Here is an 18,850-nt window from a genome sequence, read left to right on the forward strand (position 1 = left end):
TCGTTGTAATTGCTATGATAAAATACACAAAGCAAAAGAGGGATATAAATGTATGCAAGACCATAATGATTTTGAGATAGGCACTGACGTCTTAGCAAAAAAAGAGTATTGCAACAAGTTGTATTCCGGCTTTTTAGAGGCACAAAAACTCGCCAACATCGGGCATTGGGAGCTTGATTTGGCTACAGGTGTGCTCTATTGGTCTGACGAGGTCTATCGTATCTTTGGACTTGAGTCGCAGGAGTTTGATGCGACTTATGAGGCATTTTTAAGCTATGTGCACCCAGAAGACCTAGAGATGGTTAATGATGCCTATTTAAAGTCGCTTCAAGAGAGAAAAGGCTACCACATTGAGCATCGCATAGTACGTAAAAACGGTGAAATAGGGTTTGTTGAAGAGAGATGCGAGCATAAGTTTTTGGCAGATGGAACGGCTCTTGGATCTATCGGCACCGTGCACGACATAACAGATAAAAAGATAGCAGAGAGTGAGCTTTTTCTAGCCTCAATTCTTTTTAAGAAAATAAATGACGGTGTTATGATTACCGATGCCGACCAAAAAATCATCACGGTAAATGACGCTTTTGGCAAGATATCGGGCTATGAAAGAGAAGAGATAATAGGTAAAGCGCCTAACATCGTAAGTTCCGGTTGGCATGATAAAAAGTTTTACGAAGAGCTATGGCATGCCATCAATACTGATGGATATTGGAACGGTGAAATGATTGATAGGAGAAAAGATGGAGAGCTCTATACCGCGGAACTCAGCATCATCGCCATTCATGACAAAAAGGGCGAACTTACAAACTATATCTCCATCGTCAATGATATTAGCGAGAAGAAACAAAAAGAGACTCTTATTCACAATCTTGCCTATTTTGACTCTCTGACAGAGCTTCCAAATAGGGCTTTGTTCCAAGAGCGCATAAGCAGAAAGATTTCATCGCTTAAGAGAAGCGGTAAGAAAATGGCGCTTTTTTTTATCGATATGGACAATTTCAAAAATATCAACGATACTTTCGGACACTTTACGGGAGACAGATTTTTGATAGAAGTAGCAAGGTTGATGAATGCTTTGTTACGGGAACAAGACACATTGGCACGGCTTGGAGGAGATGAATTTACTATCGCTGTCGAAGATGTAGAGTCACTCGTGGATATCGCATCCATAGCACAAAAGATTGTAGATGCGTTTGATAAGCCTATAAAGATAGGCGATAAGAATCTTTATACGGGAGCTAGTGTCGGTATAAGTATCTATCCTGACGATGCAAAGAACTATGAAGAGCTTGTAAAAGCCGCAGATACGGCAATGTATCAGGTTAAAGAGGGAGGTAAAAACGGTTACCAGTTCTATACTCAGACAATGAACGAAAAAGTAATGCAGCGCATGCATATAGAGAATGATTTGCGAAGCGCGATTGCCAAAGATGAATTCTTTTTAGTGTATCAGCCAAAAGTCAACATTGTAACAAAGAGTGTTTATGGTATGGAGGCACTTGTTCGTTGGAACCACACAACAAAAGGTTTGATTGGACCGGATGAATTTATCGGTATCTCAGAGGAGACGGGTCAGATATTGTCTCTGGGTCTATGGGTGGCAAAGCGGGCTATGTATGATACAAAGATGCTTCATGATGAAGGAAAAAGGCTTGTTGTTTCCATTAATGTTTCAAGCAAACAGCTTGGTGATGCTTCTTTTGTAGATGATATTTGTGTCATTGCAGATGAGATCGGGCTTGATAGAGGCTTTGTCGAGCTTGAGATTACAGAGACGCACATTATGAAAAATGTGGACAAAGCACTGCAAATTTTAAATGAACTTTACAAAAGAGGGTTTCTTCTCTCTATAGATGACTTTGGAACAGGTTACTCTTCGCTAAATTATCTTAAAAAATTGCCCGCAAAAACCATAAAAATAGACCGTAGTTTTGTGCTTGATATCGACAAAAATCCGGATGACCGCTCTATCGTCGCAGCCATAATTGCCATGGCAAACTCGCTAGGAAAAGATGTGATTGCCGAGGGTTCTGAAACAAAAGAGCATATAGAAGCACTTAAGTTTCTTCACTGCTCCAAAGTGCAGGGGTACTACTTTAGCAAACCACTTAAAATAGAGGCATTTAGGGAGTATGTAACCAATTTTAAGCTTGATAACTAGGAAAGCAAATCTTTTGCTAGTTGGAACTGGTTTGCCGTCATAAGATGAATTTTTGGGTGGAGGGTTTTTAGCTCTAGAAGGAGATTTCTGCTTAGTTCAAAACCGACACGATACTCCTCTTCCGCTCCTTTGTCGTTTGCATCTCTAAGAGCATCTATCCAGCTCTCAGGTACGTTTATACCGGGGACATGGGCAGATAAAAACTGTGCGGTTCTTAGTTTTGTGATTGGGAAGATACCAAAGATAAGCTCTGTTGAGTTTTGTTTCAGCTCCGCTTTAAGTTCAAGCAGAAGCTTTGCACTCTCTATGTCATAAATGGGCTGTGTGATGATGCCAAGCGCACCGTGTTTTATCTTCTTTTGCATCTTTTTTTGTAAGGTTTTTGGATTTTTTGCATAAGAGTTCATCACGGCAAAAGGATAAATCTCTTGCGGTTTGTATGCCAAAGGTTTTCCTGCATAGTTGATACCGCTGTTAAAACAGGAGATAATGTCAAGAAGCAGCGAACTGTCGGACTCAAAAACTCCTTTTGTGTGTGGTTGGTCTGAGATAGTTGCAGGGTCACCCGTGAGTGCTAAAATGGCTCTTACATCCACCTCGTTTGCTCCAAGCAAGTCTGACTGAAGGGCGATTTTATTTCTGTCACGCATACTCATAGTCGCAATGACGGGTTTATGAAATCTATCTTGAAGCATTTTTGCCGCAAAAAGAGAGTTGTACTTGAGTTTTGCAAGAGGATTGTCGGTTGTGGTAAAGCCATCTACAAGTTTATCTAGCCCTAATTCTGCTATCTTTTCAACGATAGGTGCAAAAAGAGGAGAGTGCGCAGGAGTTGTCTCAAGGGTAATGTAGGTATCGTTTTTTAATTTATCTATAAGTTGGTCAAACAAAAAGCATCCTAAATGGGTATAATTGCGCAATTATAACAGATAGGGAACGAATATATGTTGAAATTGGCTGTTTTTGATTTTGATTCTACGCTTATGGACGGTGAGACGATAGATTTTTTTGCAGATGAGCTGGGACTAAAAGAGCAGGTAAGTAAAATCACTGAAGCTGCCATGAACGGCGAACTTGATTTTTTTGAATCGTTGCAGCAAAGAGTAGGGCTTCTCAAAGGACTAGAGTATAGCGTTGTTGAGAGGATAAGCCATAATCTTCCATATATGAAAGGCGCACGCGAGACGATTGCAGAACTCAAAAAAATGGGCATGAAAGTTGTCTGTTTTAGCGGCGGATTTAGAAGTGCGACTGGATATGCAAAAAATATTTTAGGATATGATGCAGATTTTTCAAATGTATTGCATCATAAAAACCAGATACTTACGGGTCTTGTCGGCGGCGATATGATGTTTAACTACTCAAAAGGGGATATGCTTATTCGTCTGCAAGGACTGCTTGGAGTAAAAGAGGAAGAGACGCTGGTGTGCGGCGATGGGGCAAATGACCTATCAATGTTTGCGCATGCGGGTACAAGAGTGGCTTTTTGCGCAAAAGAGATTTTGCGTAAAGAGGCAAATATAGTAGTCGAGACAAAAGACTTAACACAAATATTAGGAAAAATAACATGTTAGAAAATAGCGTTTGGAAACAGTATAATGACACAAATAGTTTTAGAGAGTGTATAGCAAAATATTGCAGGCTTAGTGAAATTGATCTTATCGAAGATGACAAAGCACTTTATAATGCTCTTAAGGCAAAATTGACAAAAAAAGAGCTAAAACTCTTTGCTATGGATAGCGCAAATGTTTCTGATGAGACGATTAAGTCTGAATTTTCACTCAATGATGAAGAGCTTGAAAAAGCAAAGTTTAAACTCTACAAAAAACTTAAGCAAGATAAAGTGCGTCTTGCTTTCCGTGCTTCAAGTATAGAGGATTTTGAATAGTTAGCGAAGAAGTATTTTAAACGATACTCTTCTTGACTTCTCTTTATCTTCGCCCTCTTTGGTTGTTACTTTTTTAGAAAAGCTCAGACCGCTTCCTTTTAAGATTTCGCTTAGCCATTTTTGTCTCTCTTGGTTTTGCAAGCCAAAGAGATAGCTCATAGTAGAAAAAGAGCGTTTCATAGAGAGGTCTGCATTGTTAAGATATCTTTGCGAAAAATCAGTCGTACCCCATTCGCTTGAGGTATGTCCGCTTACCTCTAGCGTTGTTATAAGTTGTTTGTTTTTCTCTAAAAAAGGGATAAGTTTAGCACCAAACTTTTGCAAAAACTCCTTTTGTTTTGCGGTGAGTACAAACTCTCCTAAATTAAAATATAGGCTTTTGTCGATAAAATCTATGCCCAAATCTTTATGAAGTGCAATTTTTTTTGCGTCAATCTCCTCTTTAAAGAGCTGCTGGAGTTGTGCGTAGAGGTCTGAGCTACTTGGGACTGCTGCTGCTTGAGTGACATCTTTTTTCGATACTTTTACCATCTTTAAGTCTTGACCCAGCTTCACGACCCACATATCACTCTCTTGCGAGGGAGTATTTGTATGAACCCCGACAGCCGCTATTTGTGAGTTGTGCAGGATTGTGAGTGCATGAAAAGCATCATAGGTATCGGAGCCATAATGCTCTTGATTTATCATGGCAAGTTTGCCATCTAAAAGCATTGCAAGTGCGTCTGTGTTGTAGCCATCTACTACTTTACCGACACCAAAAAGCTTCCCGTCTTGTGACTCTTGTATATCATATAAAACAGAGGCGTATGTAGTTTGGATGGTTTTGTCAACAAGGATATTTTGGTGTAAATCGACTTTTATAAGCCGTATCTGCTCTTTGCCCATATCGTTTAAATGGGAGAGAGACAGAATGAAATTGTTATCTCTGAGTTTTGCTATTTTATACGCACTGCTTCTGCTTTGCCCTTTTATCTCACGAAGCCAAATCTTCTCTCCCTCTTCTGTTATGCGCAAAAGAGTCGGATATTTGGATTTTTCACCGCTTGTCTGTCCAAGCAACATGATGCTTCCATCTTCTGCTTCTTGTGCATCAACGCCGCTATCATCATAGCTTGTGCCATATTTTTTACTCCATAGCATCTCGCCGTTGCTTGAAAATCTTGCTACATAGATGTCGCTCAGTCCAAGACCGCTTTGAAAAAGGTTGTTTGTTGAGGTTTTTGCAGTGGTAGAGGAGCCTATAACAAGAACTCCTCCATCACGAAGCAGAAGGATTTTGCTCATCGTATCTTGTTTGGGTGTTCCAAAGGTTTTATGAAAAAGGAGATTCGCATTTGCATCTAGCTTTGCTACTATAAGCGAACCATCCATTGTATTGCCACCAACTATATAGCCATTTTGCGGAGTTTTAACGATACCGACTCCTTTGGTAAATTGTAAGAGACCCAGCGTTTTTTCAAAGCTTATCTCTGCATCAGCATCAACCTTGACAAGATGAAGAGCCGCACCGTGAGTGTTAGAGACGGAAGCAAGGTAGTCAAAAGCGTTGGTATAAACACCGTCATTTTTAGCTGTACTGTTTTTATATGGTCTTATGAAACCAACCGCACTGATGGAGCGGTCATAATCTTCCGTTACGTCAAAAAGAGCATTTTCAAACGGTTTGTCTATGATGAGAGAAAACGGGACTGTTTTTGCAAAAAGTGAAGAGAGAAGTAAAATAGTAAGGATAAAATAATGCATAGTGCCACTTTTTACATTTTATGTAGCAAAAAACATTCCTAAAAAAGCAGTGTATTTAAAGTTGAAAAATGCCCGCAAAGGGGCATTGCAGTGAAAATTTATTTTAAATTTTCAAATGGAGCAGTTACAACTGTTTTTCTAGTTACAGTGTAAGGAACAAGTGCAGCAGCACGAGCTCTTTTGATAACTGTTGCAATCATATCTTGGTGACGCTTGCAGTTTCCTGTAAGACGGCGAGGCATGATTTTATATCTCTCTGAAAGTGAGAAGCGAAGAGCTCCTACATCTTTATAGTCCATGAAGTCAACTTTTGCTTCACAATATTTACAAAATCTTTTTTTGTATTTTCTTCTTTCTGCCATGGTATCTCCTTTTTGTTATCTAATGTCTAAAACGGAATTTCATCTTCATCAATGTCGATTACGGGAATAGAACTGTTGCTAGGCATTTGCTGCTGTACACTTGGCTTTTGATAGCTTTGTGGCTGCTGTTGTTGATAGCTTGGCTGTTGATAACTTTGTTGCTGATAGCCTTGAGTAGGTTGCGCCATCTGCGGTGCTGCATACTCATCACCGCCTCCTTGCGCACTGCCTTTACTGTCCAGCATCTGCATAGTTTCAACAACAACAGAGTGCTTGGAGCGCTTCTGTCCGTTTTGATCTACCCATTGATCAAAGTTAAGTCTGCCTTCTACGAGGATTTTACTCCCCTTTCTAAGGTACTGGTTGGCAACTTCTGCACTTCTTGCAAAAAAAGTGATGTCAACAAAACATACTTCCTCTTTTTTTTCACCGTTTACAGTGAATTTGCGACTTGTAGCTAAACCTGTGTTTGCTATCGCCATGCCGCCTTGAGAGTATCTAAGTTCTATGTCTCTAGTTAAGTTTCCAACCAAAATAACTTTGTTATACATGAATTTTCCTTATTTGTTGCGGCGTTTGCCACTCACTTAGCCGTTTGATTTGGCTTATTCTTCGTCTTCATCCGCTTCTTCAAGTGCTGCAGGAATAACAACTTCTTCAACCTTCGCTTCACCGGCAGGTTGTGTTGCTTTCTTTTGAGCTTTTTGTACAAGTTGATTCCATGCCGTTACTTCACGGTTTGTATCATACTTGATAGTCACAAAGCGAAGAAGGTCTTCGTTGATACGGAAACGTCTCTCGATTTCGTTAATTGCTGAAGGAGCAACTGAATAGTAGATAACATGGAAATAACCACGCTCATTTTTTCCAAGTGGGTATGCTAATTTTCTCATCCCCATTGCATCTCTTGCAGCGATTTCGCCGCCGTTAGAAGTGATAACTTCTTCAATAGCACTGATATTTGCTTGAATCTCTTCAGCTGTTAGTGTCGGTTTTACGATTACTAAGTTTTCGTAATGTCTCATAGAGTGGTCTCCCTTTGGTATTTCGCCTCAAAACAAGGCTTTTGTTTCCCTTTCGGATGTATATATATCAAAGAGTGCTTTGATACAAAGAGAAAGGAACTCGGAATTATACAGAAAATATGCTTAAAAATATAAAAAATTTATATTCTTTAGGATATAGTTTTGCATAAAATTTATGAGGAATCTATGCAAAAAAGAAAAAAAACTACCTCCAGAAAAAATTCAAATTTTTTACAATATATAGCGTGGGGGTTATCTTTTATCATCATTCTTGCTGTTGTTTTTGTTGCCGGATATTATGTCGGTCATGATGGGGCAAAAAGGGAGGCTGTTGAAAAAGAGCGCTCCAAAGAAGAGGCAAAACGCTCTATGATGCAAAAACTTGAGGAAGAGAGTGCAAAATTAGAGCGCCAAAAAGAGCAAAGTGTTACTCAAAAACTTAAAGATGTTCTTCAAAAAGATACTCAGCAAGAACAAGCGGTACAAGAAATTCCTAAAAAAGAAGCCTCTGTGTTAAAAGAGGAGGCTAAAGAGTATGAAAATGCTTCCCATGAAGTTGAAGAGGCTCAGTTGCCAACCGCACCGGAACGCAAAGTTATCAAGAGTTTCAGTAAGCCAAAACTGGCAATTATTATTGATGATGTCAGTGTTTCTTCGCATGTTCAGGCGATAAAAAGCCTTCATCTCCCCATAACGATGTCCTTTTTGCCACCAAGCAAATTAAGACCTTCCTCTAGTGTATTGGCGGCAAAAGAGGATTTTTATATGGTGCATTTGCCTATGGAAGCGCAAAATTTTAAAGCCGAAGAGCCATTGACGCTCAGAGTTGATGATTCGCATGCAAAAATTCTTCAAAGGATAGAAGAGCTAAAAGAGCTATTTCCAAAAGTGAAATATATCAATAACCATACGGGTAGCAAATTTACAGCGGATGAAGCAGCAATGGATAGGCTTATTTTAGCGTTAAAGAGCCAAAACATCACATTTATAGACAGCAGAACAACGGGTAGTTCCAAGGCTCAAAAGGTAAGTAAAAAGTATGATTTGGAGTATATAGGGCGTGATGTCTTTTTGGATCATCAAATGGATAAAAGTTATATCGTAGCGCAAATCAAAAAAGCGATTCAAATAGCAAAAAAACATGGTACGGCTATAGCCATCGGACATCCGCATTCAAACACTATCGCCGCACTAAATGAATCAAAATCGCTTTTCAAAGAGGTTGAGCTCGTGTTGGTGGACAAACTTTAAAAAATGAGCAGAGTAACGTTTGAGATTCCGGAACTGGCATCCATGAAAAAGTATCCAAAAGAGCTTTTTTATCGTGGAAATCTTGAACTTTTACAAAGAACAAAAGTCTCTATAGTAGGAAGCCGCAAACCTACAAAATACTCAAGAATGATGGTCGAGAAGCTCTCCGGTGAACTTGCAAAAGGCGGCGTTTGTGTTGTAAGCGGCGGCGCTATGGGCATAGACGCAACAGCTCATTTGGGAGCAAAAAGTACCGATACGATAGCAGTTCTGCCATGCGGTGCTGATGTGCGCTACCCCGCCGTCAATAAAAATATGCTTATAGATATAGAGAAAAACGGACTTTTGTTAAGTCAGTTTGAGGATGGGTTTGCGGCTACGCCATGGAGTTTTGTAGTTCGCAATGAGCTTGTTGTGGCACTCGGTAGTGTGCTAGTGGTCGGAGAAGCAGAGATAGATAGCGGTACGATGAGAAGTGTGGAATTTGCGCTTGCGATGGGTAAGGAGATTTTTGTTCTTCCGCAACGCCTTGGCGAGAGCTGCGGAACAAACAGGCTTCTTAAAGAGAAAAAAGCAGAGGCAATTTATGATATAGATGCTTTTGTCGCCAGATTTTGCAATCCCGAGAAAATAATGGAGAAAAAAGAGGATGAGTTTCTTCTTTTTTGTGCTGCCAATCCAACTTATGATGAAGCAGTCGCAAAATTTCCTCAAAGAGTTTTTGAAGCAGAACTCAGCGGTGAAATTGAGGTGGTTAATGGTGCTATAAGATTAGCATAGCATCGCCGTAAGAGTAAAATCTGTAGTGCTCTTTTATGGCGGCAGCGTATAGCTCTTTTGCTTTTTCAAGCCCCACGAAAGAGGCGACAAGCATAAGAAGCGTCGATTTTGGCAAGTGAAAGTTTGTAAGAAGATGGTTTACTCTTATGGGTTGGTTGTTTGGGTGTAAAAAGAGATTTGCCTCTCCACGCTCCTTATCTTTGTTTCTGACATAATACTCAATCGTTCTTGTTGATGTTGTTCCGATACTCAGTATGGGTTTGTCTGAATCAAGAAGCTCTTTTGCCTGCGGTGAAATCTCATAATATTCCGAGTGCATCGGATGGTCTGTGATAGTTTTGCATTCAACGGGTTTAAATGTTCCGCTTCCGACATGAAGCGTGATGTAGGCGTGAGTAAAATTTGCACAAACTCTCCGGTGTTGCTCTTTGGTAAAGTGCAGTGATGCCGTCGGTGCGGCTACTGCTCCCTCTTCTTTGGCAAAAACACTCTGGTACTCCGTGGTATCTTCTTGGTTGTCTTCTCTTTGGATATATGGAGGAAGAGGAATGTGCCCGATTTTGTCTATGATGGGAAGAAGCTCTTCAAAGCGTAAAATATTTCCATTTTGGTAGAAATTTACTACTCTGCTGCCGTCTTCAAGCAACTCTTTGACATTCGCAACGAGGCTGTTTTCAAAGATGATTTTTGTGTCGGCTTTTACTCTTCCTCGTATGAAAACATGGATATCGTGTGCGTTTAAGGCTCTGTTGATGAGAAGTTCAAGTTTTGCGCCACTCTCTTTTTCGCCAAAGAGTCTTGCCTTTATAACTTTTGTATCATTGAAAATAAGTGCGCAATTTTGTGGGATAAAACGCTCTAAATCGTAAAAATTGACATGGGAGACTTCATTTGTTGCTCTGTTGTAAACAAGAAGTCTCGCACTATCTCTTGGATGGGCAGGGTGGGTTGCTATTAGCTCTTTTGGGAGAGTAAAATCATAGCTGGATGTGAGCAGCTCACTGCTGCTCATTTTAACTTTCTATCCTTTTTGTATCATTCTCTTCATCATCATCTTCTTCTTCACTCTCATCTTCTGCTGAAGCTGGGTTGACTGCTCTGACAATAAGGATAGAGACGCCGTACAGAAGAATAAGAGGAAATGCCATAAGAAGCTGTGTGAGAACGTCAGGCGGAGTAAGCAGAGCCGCTACGATAAATATGATAACGATGGCATATCTGAAAAACTCTATCATCTGTCTGTCGTTAACCATGCCAAGAAGTGCCAGCGTATAGGCAAAAACAGGTAGCTCAAAAGCGATACCAAAACCAAACATAATTTTTGTAAAAAAGCCTACATAATCCTCTATATTGATAAGAGGAGTAAACTTGAAACTACCAAAAGCGATAAGAAAATCAAAACCAAAAGGCGTGACGATGTAGTAGGCAAACATGACCCCGATAGCAAACATAATCGTTCCGCCAAATATAAAAGGCATAACCATCTTTTTTTCATTTGCATAAAGAGCCGGAGCTACAAACGCCCAGATTTGAGCAAGTATGATAGGAAGCGCACCGATGATTGCCGCAAAGAAAGAGACTTTAAGGGCTACAAAAAATGCTCCGCCTACTTGGTTTGTCGTAACCATTCCATCAGCTGCGTGAACAGAGACTTTGCCTACTTCTAAAAGGGCCGCATTTAGTGGCGCAACTATCCATGCTAAAAGAGGCTCATGAAAAGCGAACATAACAAAAAACATAACTATCAAGCTGGCAACAGAGATGGCAAGCCTTTTTCTAAGTTCTATCAGGTGTGGTTTTATCTCATCAAACATTTTTGTTGTCTTCTTTTTTCTCTATAGTTTCTTCACTCTTTTTCTTTGGGAGTGTTACTTCGTCAGGTTTGGTTTGTGCCGGAGGCGTGACCGGTTTTTCCGGTGCATCAAAAATGCCGTTAAATTCATCATCTTCAAGCGTTGTCAATTTCGCTGCCATCTGCTTTATGTCAGTAGCGCTTTTAACTTTGTCTCCAACATCGGTAAGCTCTTTTTTGTAAGCTAGAGCCTCTTCTTTCATGGTTTTGACATTCATCTCTTCTTCTATGGTGCTTTTCATATTGTTTATCGTGTTTTTTGTATTTCTAAAAAATTTTGCTATTTGAACCATTGTTTCAGGCAATTTATCGGGACCAAGGAACAAAATGGCAATAATTGCAATGACAAGTATCTCTGTAAAACCCATACCAAACATAAAAAATCCTCAAGTTGTAATTGCGGCAATTCTAGCTAAAAAAAAATTAAACTACGATATAAAAATGGCAATTTCATCTGCTAAGAGATACTCTGTGTTGTAAAAAGTGCCATTTTGAAATATAAGTTTTTTTTCATTTACTAAAAGAGAGGCTCTTTGAAGCTCTTGCGCAGTGAGTGTCTCTTGCTTGATTCCGACACAAGAGCGTAATCCTAAAAAGATTTTCTCTAGTCTGCTCTCTTCATCGCTAAGCACCTCTTTGCGGATGTTTAAAGGGCTACTGATGTAGGCTTCAACATCTGAGGTTGGGTAAAATCTCTCATCTGCGAGTTTACCGACAGCTCCGCTTCCAAGCCCGATGTACTCTTTGTACTCCCAGTATCCGAGATTGTGCCTGCTTTTGCATTTGCCAAAGTTGCTGATCTCATACTGCTCAAATCCAAAAGCTTTTATTTTTTCAAAAAGCCAATTTGTAAGCTCTAGCCTCTCATTTGACATGTGTGGTTTTGACGCAAACGGTGTTCCCTCTTCAATGGTTAGAGCATAAGCGCTGAGGTGGTTGATGGGAAGTGTAAAAGCGGTGTTTAAGTCCTCTTGTAAAAGCTCTTTGGTGTCACCGAATGTAGCATAGATAAGGTCAAGCGAGATATTTTCAAACCCAGCCTCTTTTGCGTGTAAAACTGCATTTTTGGCTTGAATAGGGGAGTGCGCACGGTTTAGTAGGCGCAATTTCTCTTTGTTAAAACTCTGCACACCAAAACTTATGCGATTTACTCCAAGTGCATACATCCCATTTAGCCACTCTTTTGTTGCACTGTTTGGGTTTGCTTCGCTTGTTATCTCGGCATCTTTTTTGAGGTAGGGTTTGAGTTTTTCAAAGAGCTTTTTGTATAGTTTCGGCTCTACGGTCGAGGGCGTGCCACCGCCTATAAAGAGTGTTTCGATGGAATTTGGAGCAACACAAAAGCGCTCTAGCTCAAAGTCGAGCTGCACCAAGAGTGCTTCCATGTACTTCTCTTTTAGGTGAAACTTGTCAACGTAAGAGTTAAAAGAGCAGTAGTAGCACTTTGAGTCGCAAAACGGGATGTGAATATAGAGCAACATCTCTTATTTTGAGAGGTTGCTAAGTGTTGCGATGATTTCATCCATTTTGTTGCTGATTAGACTGACATCGCTTGAAATGTCATTTACTTCCCTTGCATTTCTGTTGAGCGTATCAGAACTCTCGGCAATTGACTGTATAAGGATGTTTGTTGTCGCAGAGGTTTCTGCCAGACTTTTTTGTGTTCTCTCTGCAAGTTTGCGTACTTCATCGGCTACAACGGCAAAACCGCGACCATGTTCGCCGGCACGTGCAGCTTCGATAGCAGCGTTAAGTGCCAAGAGGTTTGTCTGTTCTGCAATGTCACCGATGGTTGCCAAAATCGTCTTTGTTTCGTTTGCGTTTGTAACAAGGGTTTGAAGACCTTGAACCATGTCGTCCTCTTTTTGTGCAACACTGTGGATACGCTCTACCGCATCACTAATCATCTCTTTTAGCTCTTTGATGGTTGAGTTTGTAATCTTTGTGATGGTCTCATTTAATCTTTTGGAAGATTCGACTATCGTCTCTTGGTTTTCATGGTTTTTTTGCTCCATGCTCTGAAGTGCTTCACCCAAAGAGTTGATATTGTTGAGCAAGTCGGCCATTTTTGCTTCAACATGCACCTGACTTCTTGTTGCAAAAAGTCCTTGTGAGAATTTTTGAAGTGTTGAAATGGCATTATCAAGATTTTTCTCTGAAGCATCAAGCATATTGTTGAGACTGTTGCGCAGTACGTGAACATAAGGTGTTTTTGAGTTAGAGGAAATTCTGCATGAGTAGTGACCTCTTGCGACTTTATCGGTTAAGAGAACCATCTCTCCCGCAACTTTTGTATCTTCTAAAACAGAGTTTTGATATGCAGTTACAATTTTGTTAAAGTTTGCTTCAGCTTCACTTGCAGGGTTTTCATTAAGGCTAATTTTGTTTCTTTTAAACTCCATTACCTCTATAAGTTCTAATCTCTTCTGATTAATAACATTAGAGGCAGCTTTTGAAGTTGCAAAAGTATTTAGTGCAAAAACAAGTGCGAAAGTCAGGAATGCTACTGCTGCGTGGATAACCGCCGAATCAGTGAGAAAAATAGAGGCGAGGAGAACTGTAAAAGCTATAGCGATAATACTATTTTTTGTTATGTTGTTCATGTGTGATTCCTAGTTTAATGTACTGTAGAGTGCTTGTGCCTGTGCTATCTCTTCAGGGGAAGGTTTTCTTCTGCAAGACAGGTATGTCTGTTCCTTTCTTGTTGCATCATACATAGGATAAACTGTTGCATAAACCCAGTAAAAACCGCCGTCTTTTGTCATGTTTTTGACATAACCGTCCCATACTTTACCGTTTTTTATGGTCTCCCACAAATCTTTGAAGGCAGCTTTTGGCATATCTCTGTGACGTACGATATTGTGCGGTTTTCCGACAAGCTCTTCAAGAGAGTAGCCCGCAACCTTACAAAAGTCATCATTTGCAAAGAGAATCTTTCCTTTTGCGTCTGTTTGAGAAACTAAAAAATCATCATTTTTTAAGACATACTCTTTCATTGTTTATCTCTATTTTTTGGAATATGTCGCAATTATAACATGTAAAAAATTGGATTGGTAACAAATTAGTTTATTTTAAACCCATCTTTTGTACAATTGCGCCACAAAATGAGGAAGTGAAATGATGAATCAAAAAGATTTGTATCGTCCCAATGTTGCTATGGTGATAGTCTCTAGCGATTATCCAAACTCAAGAGAGATTTTTTTGGCACAGCGTAACGATTTGCTTGATGTTTGGCAGTTTCCTCAGGGCGGAATTGATGAGGGTGAAGAGGTGCTAGAGGCTCTTTTTCGTGAACTTCAAGAGGAGATAGGCACGCAAAGCGTTGAGGTGATTGCCGAATTTCCTGAATGGATATCGTATGATTTTCCTCCCAAAATTGCCCAGAGCATGAAGCCTTTTATAGGGCAAAAGCAGAGATATTTTTTAGTGAAATTGAATGAAGATGCGGTTATAAACATTGAGACGCAGCATCCGGAATTTTGCGATTATAAGTTTGTAAGTGTCGATGAAGCACTGAGCATGAGTGCTAGTTTCAAAAAAAATGTGTATGAGAGCGTGATTAGTTATTTCAAAAAAGAGGGATTATTGTAGATGTTGATAGTTCAAAAATTTGGCGGAACGAGTGTTGGTGATTTGGAGCGTATCCAGAATGTGGCAAATCGTGTAAGTGAGACAAAAAAAGCCGGAAATGATGTGGTGGTGGTTGTCTCTGCAATGAGCGGCGAGACAAACAAGCTTGTGGCGTATGCAGAGCATTTCTCAAAAAACCCTGCACGCGGCGAGGTGGATATGCTGCTAAGTTCCGGCGAGCGTGTTACTGCCTCGCTTTTGGCGATTGCACTTAGCGAGATGGGATTTCCTGCTGTTTCTATGAGCGGGAGAAAAGCCGGGATTGTAACGGATAATGTCCACACAAAAGCACGTATAGAAGAGATTGACCCGACGGCTATGAATGAAGCGCTTAAAGAGGGCAAGATTATAGTGGTTGCCGGATTTCAAGGGGTTTCTCAAGACGGTAATGTTACTACTTTGGGGCGTGGCGGGAGTGACCTCTCGGCAGTTGCTATTGCCGGTGCCATCAAGGCGGACTTATGTGAGATATACACGGATGTGAGCGGGATTTTTACTACCGACCCGCGTATAGAGCCAAAGGCGAAAAAGCTTAATGAAATCTCTTATGACGAGATGCTAGAACTCGCCTCTTTGGGTGCAAAAGTGCTTCAAAACCGCTCTGTTGAGCTGGCAAAAAAATTAAACGTAAACTTAGTAACAAGAACAAGTTTTACTAACGAAGAGGGAACATTAATCACAAAGGAAGAAAATATTATGGAAAAACCATTAGTTAGCGGAATTGCACTCGACAAAAATCAAGCACGTGTTTCATTGGTCGGCGTAAAAGATAGACCGGGAATCGCATCGGATATCTTCACAAAACTCTCAAACAACAATGTCAATATTGATATGATTGTTCAAAATATCGGGTATGACGGCAAAGCAAATATGGACTTTACTGTTCCTAAAGGCGATTTGAATGACGCAAAAAATGTTGTAGAGTCATTTGTAAAAGAGTCTGAAGTAGATGCGGTATCTTATGATGAAAATATCTGTAAAGTTTCTATCGTCGGGGTTGGTATGAAGTCACACACGGGTGTTGCGGCAAAGGCGTTTGCAACTATGGCGGCTGAAAATATCAATATCAACATGATTTCAACATCAGAGATAAAAATCTCTATGATTATTGCAGAAAAATATGCGGAGCTTGCAGTAAGAGCTTTACATAGCGCATACGAACTCGATAAGTAGCCTTATGCAGGAGTTTGCTCAATGGAGTCTGGATGCCATACGAGAAGAAGGCGGTTGTTTTAGCTGGATAGAAGAACAGCGTTTTGACTGGACAACTACTACTTCTCAAGCGTTGGAGCAGATTTTAAGCGGCAAAACAATCATTCTGGTTACTGATGAGAAGAGAAAGTGGTTTGAGACCTATCTTCTGGATTTTTTAAACGCATCATTGACAGATAGACCGCTTCTTCCCATTGTCAGCATTGATAGCATCTACAGACACTATAACAATATAAGCGGCGGAGAGATGATTGATGTGGTGGAGGATATGATTTCTTTGGCACATAAAGATGAGTACTTTTTTTGGTATATCGGCAGAGGCGATGATAAAAGAGCAGATATCGCAAAGAGAAAAGATACAAGTTATTTTTGGATTTTTGATGAAGAGTATTTAAACGCATTTCACCTCAAATCTTACGATAAACTGCTTGATATAAAGCTTTTGCAGCTCTACCGTCTCTTTAATGCTTCTCTCAATGCAGCGATGTTTGGAGAGGTTGATGTCGGAGCTTGATTTTACAAAGAGCCACATCATTATCTCTGCAAATATAGAAGCCGAGTTTGAAGGGCTTAAAGGCGCACTCAAACCAAAAAGAGTTGTGGGTTTTATAGAAGATGAGTTTAAAATCGAACACGCAAAAGCGGCAGTGGCAGAGGCGTACATAAGCGAATCAGAGACGAAGTACATCATTTTAGGCGCAAACCACTTCAACACAATTTCGCAAAACTCACTTCTAAAAGCACTCGAAGAGCCTCCTAGAAATATAGAATTTATTATCATAGTGCCTACGACTTCCAATCTCCTTCCAACAGTTCGTTCCCGTTTGCCGATACTCAAAAAAAAGCAAGAGCGTATCTTGCAGGAGTTCCCTTTTTCTCTTGCCAAGTTAGAATACAAGAATGTTTTTGACTTTTTAAAAATGGTTTCAAAGATTAGCAAGAGTGAAGCACAAGAGTTAACGGAGGCGCTTTACTACCGTGCAACGGTTGTGGATAAGCTTCTGCTCTCCAATGCACAACTTGAAAATTTTGACAAGGCATACAGACTTTTAGAACTAAATGCCAGACCGCAAAGTGTTTTTGCGCTTTTGCTTATGGGGTTTATAAATGGAAATTGAAGTTTTATCACGTGATATCTTAGTGGAGAAATATCTCAAAAATCTCAAAGTAGATGCCGGCGGCGTTGCCATTATGACATCAAAGGCGGCGCATCATCTTATACTTTTACGAGATTTGCATGTCGGGGCGGCAAATATCTTGAAGCAAGATGCGCTGAGTGTGGGAGCTGATTTGGCAGTGCCTCGCGGGACGGTTGTAGCAAAGACGCCGTTTGTGGATGCGCTTCTTATTGCAACTTCAAGACAGCTTCAAACTCTTAGCAAAAAAGAGCTGGCACAGCCTTTTGGACTCAAAGATGTTGCGAAAAAACTTCAAGATATTTTACGCTCAAAAAAGCCTTCAAAAGTAGAGGTGATGGGTGTCGTCAATGCGAATGACGATAGTTTTTATTCAGGCTCTCGGTTTCAAGAAAAAGAGGCAATTGAGAGAGTGCGAAAGATGATAGAAGAGGGTGCGGATATCATCGACATAGGCGGTGTCTCTTCTGCTCCAAACTCCAAAAAAGTAACAAAAGAGGAAGAGCTACGACGCTTAAAGCCGATTCTTGATTTGATTCAAGGCGAAAAACTTTACAAAGAGGTACAATTTAGTATAGACAGTTATGAGCCTCTTGTGATTGAGTATGCGCTTGATCGAGGTTTTAGTATCGTCAACGATATAACGGGATTGGCAGATGATGAGGTGTGTAAGCTTTGTGCGCACAGCGGTGCAAAAGCGGTGATTATGCATATGCAAGGTACACCGCAAACGATGCAACACAAACCGGAGTATGAACATATCTTGAGTGATGTTTTTTCGTTTTTTGAGCAAAGGGTAGCAAAAGCCGCTTCCTTTGGGGTGGAAAATGTTGTTTTGGATGTGGGTATAGGTTTTGGAAAGACGCTGGAGCATAATTTGATGCTACTCAAGCATCATGAACACTTTCTCGCTCTTGGCAAGCCGCTGCTTGTCGGTGCTTCAAGAAAATCGATGATAGACAAGATTTCGCCGTCTCTGCCGCATCAGAGGCTTTCAGGAACGATTGCTCTGCATCTTGAAGCGGTAAAAAACGGAGCATCTATAGTTCGGGTGCATGATGTGTTTGAGCATGTTCAGGCTCTTAAGGTACAAAAAGCGTTAAGCGAGATATAGGATAAACAGATGAAATTTCCAACAGTCGGCGAGATAGCAACTACACAGGTTGTTATGGTCAAACGAGAAGATACGCTTACAGGTGTACTTGAGACGATGTGTCAGTATGGACATAGAAACGTTATTGTGGCAGACAGATGCTCTTTTTATCTTCTTGGTATCAATGATATCTTAAGTGTAAAGATGGAAATGAATAATCTTGATGTAGCGATAGGCTCTTTGGAACTCACTAAAATCCCCACGGTATATAAAAATGAAAACATTCTCAGTACCATCGAGTATCTTAACTGTAACTTAGAGCATATTTGCGCAATCAATGAAGACGGAACGCTTTACGGGCTTTTGACCCATACGGACATCACAAGCAGTATAGACCCGGATACTTTGATGAAGAGTTTTTGTCTCAATGATTTTTTAAAACTCGGCAAGAGAGTCAAGTGGATAGAAAAAGAGGCAACAACGGCAGATGTTCTCAAAAAGATGCTTCATGCCACAACAGACAGTGTGATGATTGTGGAGAACAAAAAGCCGTTAGGTATCTTCACCACCAAAGACGTTGTAAAAATCATAAGAGCCACTTGCAAATTCAATCCCCACCAAGTAGCTAATTTTTCATTGTAGCTATTTTTTACTTTAAAAAAATCATTCTCATTTTGCTTTCGCGTTGTTTTGCTCTAATTAACTCAATTTTCTTAA

Annotated in this window: 22 protein-coding genes; 11 read left to right on the forward strand and 11 right to left on the reverse strand. The window is 40.3% G+C overall.

The window, feature by feature from the left end:
- The first annotated feature begins 52 nt into the window (after window positions 1–52).
- Window positions 53–2,161: a bifunctional diguanylate cyclase/phosphodiesterase gene (locus PHY84_RS06495; protein ID WP_299858556.1), complete on the forward strand. Its 2,109-nt coding sequence runs from the start codon at window positions 53–55 to the stop codon at window positions 2,159–2,161.
- On the opposite strand, the gene PHY84_RS06500 is transcribed toward PHY84_RS06495, so the two are convergent.
- Window positions 2,158–3,051 carry a methylenetetrahydrofolate reductase gene (locus PHY84_RS06500; RefSeq protein WP_299858557.1) on the reverse strand — a complete coding sequence of 298 codons (894 nt, stop codon included), beginning with the start codon at window positions 3,049–3,051 and terminating at the stop codon, window positions 2,158–2,160. The two genes, PHY84_RS06495 and PHY84_RS06500, sit on opposite strands and share 4 nt — an antisense overlap.
- 54 nt (window positions 3,052–3,105) lie before the next feature.
- On the opposite strand from PHY84_RS06500, the gene serB reads away from it, so the two are divergent.
- Both serB and PHY84_RS06510 read left to right on the forward strand, forming a co-directional pair.
- Window positions 3,106–3,735, forward strand: coding sequence for a phosphoserine phosphatase SerB (gene serB / locus PHY84_RS06505; RefSeq protein WP_299858558.1), 630 nt, complete (start codon window positions 3,106–3,108; stop codon window positions 3,733–3,735).
- Entirely contained in the window at window positions 3,729–4,049 is a 321-nt protein-coding gene (locus PHY84_RS06510) for a hypothetical protein (protein ID WP_299858559.1), read from the forward strand. Before serB ends, PHY84_RS06510 begins: the two co-directional genes overlap by 7 nt.
- On the opposite strand, the gene PHY84_RS06515 is transcribed toward PHY84_RS06510, so the two are convergent.
- The 4 genes from PHY84_RS06515 to rpsF form a co-directional block, all read right to left on the reverse strand.
- The gene (locus PHY84_RS06515) at window positions 4,050–5,792 is read right to left on the reverse strand and encodes an OmpA family protein (RefSeq protein ID WP_299858560.1); all 1,743 of its coding nucleotides are present in this window, start codon (window positions 5,790–5,792) and stop codon (window positions 4,050–4,052) included.
- A 98-nt stretch (window positions 5,793–5,890) separates the two neighbouring features.
- A complete protein-coding gene (rpsR, locus tag PHY84_RS06520) occupies window positions 5,891–6,154 on the reverse strand; it encodes a 30S ribosomal protein S18 (RefSeq protein ID WP_299858561.1) in 264 nt (87 codons plus the stop codon).
- A gap of 26 nt (window positions 6,155–6,180) precedes the next feature.
- On the reverse strand, window positions 6,181–6,705 hold the full coding sequence (locus PHY84_RS06525) for a single-stranded DNA-binding protein (RefSeq protein ID WP_299858563.1): 525 nt from the start codon (window positions 6,703–6,705) through the stop codon (window positions 6,181–6,183).
- A 54-nt stretch (window positions 6,706–6,759) separates the two neighbouring features.
- Window positions 6,760–7,179 (reverse strand): 30S ribosomal protein S6, encoded by a 420-nt coding sequence (rpsF, locus tag PHY84_RS06530; RefSeq protein WP_299858564.1) that lies wholly within the window; start codon window positions 7,177–7,179, stop codon window positions 6,760–6,762.
- A 186-nt stretch (window positions 7,180–7,365) separates the two neighbouring features.
- Here rpsF and PHY84_RS06535 point away from each other — a divergent pair, with 186 nt between their 5' ends.
- The gene (locus tag PHY84_RS06535; protein WP_299858565.1) at window positions 7,366–8,430 is read left to right on the forward strand and encodes a divergent polysaccharide deacetylase family protein; all 1,065 of its coding nucleotides are present in this window, start codon (window positions 7,366–7,368) and stop codon (window positions 8,428–8,430) included.
- 3 nt (window positions 8,431–8,433) lie between these two features.
- Complete coding sequence (locus PHY84_RS06540) at window positions 8,434–9,210, forward strand: DNA-processing protein DprA (protein ID WP_299858566.1); 777 nt, start codon at window positions 8,434–8,436, stop codon at window positions 9,208–9,210.
- On the opposite strand, the gene queA is transcribed toward PHY84_RS06540, so the two are convergent.
- From queA to PHY84_RS06570, 6 genes are read right to left on the reverse strand one after another with little or no spacing between them, the layout of a single operon-like run.
- The gene (queA, locus tag PHY84_RS06545; RefSeq protein WP_299858567.1) at window positions 9,194–10,222 is read right to left on the reverse strand and encodes a tRNA preQ1(34) S-adenosylmethionine ribosyltransferase-isomerase QueA; all 1,029 of its coding nucleotides are present in this window, start codon (window positions 10,220–10,222) and stop codon (window positions 9,194–9,196) included. The two genes, PHY84_RS06540 and queA, sit on opposite strands and share 17 nt — an antisense overlap.
- 1 nt (window position 10,223) lies before the next feature.
- Window positions 10,224–11,024 (reverse strand): twin-arginine translocase subunit TatC, encoded by an 801-nt coding sequence (tatC, locus tag PHY84_RS06550; protein WP_299858568.1) that lies wholly within the window; start codon window positions 11,022–11,024, stop codon window positions 10,224–10,226.
- Window positions 11,017–11,439, reverse strand: a complete 423-nt coding sequence (gene tatB / locus PHY84_RS06555; protein ID WP_299858569.1) for a Sec-independent protein translocase protein TatB — start codon at window positions 11,437–11,439, stop codon at window positions 11,017–11,019. The genes tatC and tatB overlap by 8 nt, the downstream gene beginning before the upstream one ends.
- A gap of 51 nt (window positions 11,440–11,490) precedes the next feature.
- A complete protein-coding gene (hemW, locus tag PHY84_RS06560) occupies window positions 11,491–12,543 on the reverse strand; it encodes a radical SAM family heme chaperone HemW (RefSeq protein WP_299858570.1) in 1,053 nt (350 codons plus the stop codon).
- 3 nt (window positions 12,544–12,546) lie between these two features.
- Window positions 12,547–13,665: a methyl-accepting chemotaxis protein gene (locus PHY84_RS06565; protein WP_299858571.1), complete on the reverse strand. Its 1,119-nt coding sequence runs from the start codon at window positions 13,663–13,665 to the stop codon at window positions 12,547–12,549.
- Window positions 13,666–13,674: 9 nt separating this feature from the next.
- Complete coding sequence (locus PHY84_RS06570) at window positions 13,675–14,058, reverse strand: PAS domain-containing protein (protein ID WP_299858572.1); 384 nt, start codon at window positions 14,056–14,058, stop codon at window positions 13,675–13,677.
- Between the two features lie 121 nt (window positions 14,059–14,179).
- Between PHY84_RS06570 and PHY84_RS06575 the strand changes: the two genes are divergently transcribed.
- Genes PHY84_RS06575 through PHY84_RS06600 form a run of 6 tightly spaced genes read left to right on the forward strand, consistent with a single transcriptional unit; the run spans window position 14,180 to window position 18,775 of the window.
- Window positions 14,180–14,653: an RNA pyrophosphohydrolase gene (locus PHY84_RS06575; RefSeq protein ID WP_299858573.1), complete on the forward strand. Its 474-nt coding sequence runs from the start codon at window positions 14,180–14,182 to the stop codon at window positions 14,651–14,653.
- On the forward strand, window positions 14,654–15,865 hold the full coding sequence (locus PHY84_RS06580; RefSeq protein WP_299858574.1) for an aspartate kinase: 1,212 nt from the start codon (window positions 14,654–14,656) through the stop codon (window positions 15,863–15,865).
- A 4-nt stretch (window positions 15,866–15,869) separates the two neighbouring features.
- Window positions 15,870–16,418, forward strand: coding sequence for a HobA family DNA replication regulator (locus tag PHY84_RS06585; RefSeq protein WP_299858575.1), 549 nt, complete (start codon window positions 15,870–15,872; stop codon window positions 16,416–16,418).
- Window positions 16,405–17,022, forward strand: a complete 618-nt coding sequence (locus PHY84_RS06590) for a DNA polymerase III subunit delta' (protein WP_299858576.1) — start codon at window positions 16,405–16,407, stop codon at window positions 17,020–17,022. Before PHY84_RS06585 ends, PHY84_RS06590 begins: the two co-directional genes overlap by 14 nt.
- A complete protein-coding gene (gene folP, locus PHY84_RS06595; RefSeq protein WP_299858577.1) occupies window positions 17,012–18,154 on the forward strand; it encodes a dihydropteroate synthase in 1,143 nt (380 codons plus the stop codon). Before PHY84_RS06590 ends, folP begins: the two co-directional genes overlap by 11 nt.
- A gap of 9 nt (window positions 18,155–18,163) precedes the next feature.
- Window positions 18,164–18,775 carry a CBS domain-containing protein gene (locus PHY84_RS06600; RefSeq protein ID WP_299858578.1) on the forward strand — a complete coding sequence of 204 codons (612 nt, stop codon included), beginning with the start codon at window positions 18,164–18,166 and terminating at the stop codon, window positions 18,773–18,775.
- Window positions 18,776–18,850: the final 75 nt, after the last annotated feature.

This window comes from Sulfurimonas sp., from assembly GCF_028694605.1.
Classification (GTDB): Bacteria; Campylobacterota; Campylobacteria; order Campylobacterales; family Sulfurimonadaceae; genus Sulfurimonas.